Here is a 4,184-nt window from a genome sequence, read left to right as displayed (position 1 = left end):
GATCGACCGTCGGCAGCATCGCCGCTTCGTCCTCCAGCTCGCCGGTCGAGACGGCGTACAGCACGTCGCCGTCGAACTCGGTGGCGAAGGGCTGCAGCGCCCGCCCCATCGAGCTGTGCACCTGGATCGCCAGGCGCTGCAGCTCCGCCGGTTTCAGCTTCTGGTTGGTGACGACCAGGCTGACCGTGGTGTTGCGGGCCGGGGCGTCGGCGTTCGGCGCGCCGGTCCAGCCCGGCTTGCGGCTGGCCGGATATCCCGCCAGCAGCGCCGCGGTGGTCAGGTCCTTCGGCCAGCCCTCATCGCCGTAGCAGGCGGCCACGGTGCCGTCGCGCCTCGTCACCACGCCCAGCGCGTTGACCACGACGAAGGCGGCGACCTTCACCTGCCCGATCTGCCGGAAGGCGCCGCCTTGTCCGGAGAAGGCGTTGCAGCCGAACAGCGACCCGGTCACGGCCAGCCGCCCGGCGCCCTGGGCGCCCAGCGGGAACACGCCCGGCTTCGCGGCGCGGAAGGCGGCCTGGGCCAGCCGCTTGTCGGGCACGATCTCGTTCAGCCGGCGGCCGCCCAGGTCGTAGATGATGGCGCCGACCGACAGGGCGATGTTGTCCCAATGGCCGCCGCGGAGGCCGTCCTCCTTCAGCGCCGAGGCCACGGCGGTGGTGGCCTCGAGCCCGTACCAGGAGCCGCCGGAGAACACCACGGCGTCCAGCTCCGGCGTGTCATAGCCCAGGCGCAGATAGTCGGTGTTGACCGTGCCGGGCCCGCCGCCGCGGACATCCACGGCCGCCAGCGACCGCCGGTCGAAATGGAACACGGTGACGCCGGTCGGGCCCTCCTCATACTCGCCGGTGCCGACCTGGATCGCCGGCCAGTCGAACTGCAGCAGCCTGTCGCCGGCATTCAGCACCGGGGCCGGCGCGTCATCCGCCAGGGCCGGGGCCGCGCCGGCCAGGGCCAGGGCTATCAGGCCGGTTTGCAGGGCCGCCATCCATCGCTGCCGCATCGTGTCCCCCTCCGCGATCTCTAGGAATTTTGGCTCAGCGTAGGCACAGCCGGCAGCTGGCGGCAATGCGGATGTGACGCACTCGCGCCGCTATGTTGGCAGGATCAGACGGTATCCTGTCATTGCTGCCATCGGACGATCCGGCCACACTCCCGGCATGCCCGAGCCATCCCCTCCGCGCCGCATCGCCGTGCTGGCCTTTCCCGGCGTCGAGCTGCTCGATGTCGTCGGGCCGCTCGAGGTCTTCGCCGCCGCCTCCGCCCTGCACTGCAAGGCCGGGGCACCGCCGGTTTATGCGGTCGAGGTGATGGCGGCCCGGCCCGGCCCGGTCCGTGCGGCCTCCGGCCTCGTGGTGCTGGCCGATCGCGGCCTGGACGAGGCGGGGATCGACACGCTGCTGGTCGCGGGCGGCGCCGGGATCGAAGCGGCCGTCGCCGACCCGGTCCTGGTCGCCTGGCTGCGGGCCGCGGCGCCGCGGCTGCGGCGGCTCGGCTCGGTCTGCACCGGGGCGATGCTGCTGGCCGAAGCCGGGCTGCTCGACGGCCGCCGGGCGGTGACGCATTGGAACTGGTGCGAGCGGCTGGGCCGGCGCTATCCGGCGGTGCGGGTCGAGCCCGACCCGATCTTCATCCAGGACGGCCCGGTCTGGACCTCGGCCGGCGTCACCGCCGGCATGGACCTGGCCTTGGCGCTGATCGAGGCTGATCACGGCCGCGACCTGGCGCTGGCCACCGCCCGCGACCTGGTGATGTTCCTGAAGCGGCCGGGCGGCCAGTCGCAGTTCAGCGCCGCGCTGGCCGGCCAGGCGGCGGAGCGCCGGCCGCTGCGGGCGCTGCAGGACTGGATGCTGGCGCATCCCGAGGCCGAGCTGTCGGTGCCGGCCCTGGCCGAGCGGGCGGGGATGAGCCCGCGGAACTTCGCTCGCGCCTTCGTGCGGGAGATCGGCGCCACGCCCGCCGCCTATGTCGAGCGGCTGCGGGTCGAAGCGGCGCGCCGGCGGCTGGAGGAGACCGACCTGCCGGGCGAGACCATCGCCCGGGCCTGCGGCTTCGGCAACGGCGATGGCATGCGCCGCGCCTTCCTGCGCCGGCTCGGCGTGGCTCCGCGCGAATACCGCGAGCGATTCCGGCCCATGGCCGCGCCGGAAGTCATGGAGGAGAGAGCGTGACCACAGCCCCCGATCTCTGGTCCAGCCGGGCGGCGCTGCTGCCGGTCGACCTGCAGAATGCCTTCGACCTGCCGTCCTGGGGCCGCCGCAACAACCCGGAGCTCGATGCCAACAGCCGGCGGCTGCTGGCCGCGTGGCGGCGGGCCGGGCTGCCGCTGCTGCACATCCGGCATGATTCCGTCGAGCCCGGCTCGACCCTGGCGCCAGGCCATCCAGGCCACGCCTTCCGTGCGGGCCTGGAGCCACGGGAGGGCGAGCCGGTGGTGGCGAAGTCGGTGAACTGCGCCTTCATCGGCACCGATCTCGACCTGCGGCTGCGGCGGCTCGGCATCGGCACGGTGGTGCTGCTCGGCCTGACCACCGACATGTGCGTCTCGACCACCGCCCGGGTGGCGGCGAATCTGGGCTACCGGACGGTGGTGGCGGGCGACGCCTGCGCCTGCTTCGACCTGCCGGACGGCGTCGGCGGCACGGTGACGGCGGAGGAACTGCACCGAGCCCATCTGGCGACCCTGGCGGCGGAATTCGCCACGGTCACGACCACGGGCGCGGTGGTGGAGCAGCTGGGGGCCTGACGTTCGGGCCCATGGGCCGGTTCCCCCTCACCCGAAATCGCTGCGCGATTTCGACCTCTCCCCAAGGAGAGGTGAAAGGCGCCACCGCACAAAGCCCCTCTCCTCGGGGAGAGGGAGGGACCCGCGGCGAAGCCGTGGGAAGGTGAGGGGGCGGGCCTCTCGGCCCTATGCCTTCCTGTTCCGCAGGGCTTCCGCCTGGGCGTAGAACTTCTTCTCCCACTCCTTATGCGCGTCCTGCCCCTCGCGGATGAAGGGGGTGAAGACGGCCAGGTTGAGGAGCAGCCAGTTCACCAGCCGGGCCGGGAAGCGCAGCGGCTTCACGAAGTCGATGAACAGCACCACCCGGGTCTTGTCGGTGTGGTTCCAGGCCTCGTGCTCATAGGCGTCGTCGAACACCAGGGCCTTGCCTTCTTCCCAGTGGCAGATCTGCTTGTCGACGCGGATCGCCAGCTTCTCGCGCGGCTCCGGCACCAAGAGCGGCAGGTGCAGCCGCAGCACGCCGTTATAGGGGCCGCGATGCGGCGCCAGGTGCTTGCCCGGCTCGAAGATCGAGAACATCGCCGTCTTCAGCCCCGGGATCTTCTGGACGATGCGCCAGGTCTCCGGGCACTGGGCGATGTTCTTCTCCGAGCTGACGCCGTAGCCGGCCAGGAAGAAGGTCTTCCAGTGATTGTCCTTGCTGATCGTCTTCACGTCGGAGGAGATGTCCTGGAAGCTCGGCAGCTCGTGCTGGCGCAGCAGGACGCGGTCCAACTCGGCCCGGATCAGGGGCCATTCCTTCTCGACCTCGGCCACCCAGGGGAAGGTGGCGGTGTCGTAGACCGGCGGGTTGCCGACCTTGCTGTATTTCAGGTTGAGCCGCTCGGCCCAGGTGACGAGGTGCATGAAGAAGCGGGTCACCAGGCTCGGCCGCTCCAGGGTCGGGTCGATGCCTTCCGTGGCGAACACCTGCTTCGGGCTGACGGGGCCCGGATGCGTCGCGGTGCCTTGGTTTCCGACGCTTGCGTTCACGGTGTCACACTCCGACTGTGCTCTCGCTTCCCAACCGCCGCAGCGGCTTGGCGCATGGCTGCAACGTAGGACTATATCGCAGAAAACGGCGGTTGGGATGCAGGTCCGCCGCAGGATTTCTTCCCCTACACCAATGGCAGGGCGGTTGCTATCGCTCCATCTGCGAATCATTCCTAGCCGGATTTGTGACAACGTCAAGACACTGCGGGGGTGGCGCGACATTGAGCCTGGGCCTGACGCCAGGGCGCGGCCGCGCTATGCTGGCCCGCAACCCCGCCGGAGGCCCGCCCATGCCGTCGCTCGCGCATCTGCTGCCGTTCTTCGTCGCGACCGTGCTGATCGCGATCATCCCGGGGCCGGCGATCCTCTACACTGTGGCCCAGACTCTGGCGCGCGGCCGGGCTGTCGGCGGTGTTCCGCTGGTCGC

4 protein-coding genes are annotated in these 4,184 nt (G+C 70.9%); 2 read left to right on the top strand and 2 right to left on the bottom strand.

The annotated features are described in order from the left end of the window. On the bottom strand, positions 1-988 hold a 988-nt coding region (locus ABDW35_RS33140), incomplete at its 3' end, for a P1 family peptidase (RefSeq protein WP_343718114.1). Between the two features lie 172 nt (positions 989-1,160). On the opposite strand from ABDW35_RS33140, the gene ABDW35_RS33135 reads away from it, so the two are divergent. Next, positions 1,161-2,171 carry a GlxA family transcriptional regulator gene (locus tag ABDW35_RS33135; RefSeq protein WP_343718113.1) on the top strand — a complete coding sequence of 337 codons (1,011 nt, stop codon included), beginning with the start codon at positions 1,161-1,163 and terminating at the stop codon, positions 2,169-2,171. Continuing rightward, positions 2,168-2,746, top strand: a complete 579-nt coding sequence (locus tag ABDW35_RS33130; protein ID WP_343718112.1) for a cysteine hydrolase family protein — start codon at positions 2,168-2,170, stop codon at positions 2,744-2,746. Before ABDW35_RS33135 ends, ABDW35_RS33130 begins: the two co-directional genes overlap by 4 nt. A 165-nt stretch (positions 2,747-2,911) precedes the next feature. Here ABDW35_RS33130 and ABDW35_RS33125 read toward each other — a convergent pair whose 3' ends face one another. After that, entirely contained in the window at positions 2,912-3,757 is an 846-nt protein-coding gene (locus tag ABDW35_RS33125; protein ID WP_343718111.1) for an aspartyl/asparaginyl beta-hydroxylase domain-containing protein, read from the bottom strand. Between the last annotated feature and the right edge of the window lie 427 nt (positions 3,758-4,184).

Origin of the sequence: Inquilinus sp. (assembly GCF_039594555.1) — a bacterium.
In the GTDB taxonomy this organism is placed as follows: domain Bacteria; phylum Pseudomonadota; class Alphaproteobacteria; order DSM-16000; family Inquilinaceae; genus Inquilinus.
This window is presented reverse-complemented; position numbering and strand designations above follow the sequence as displayed.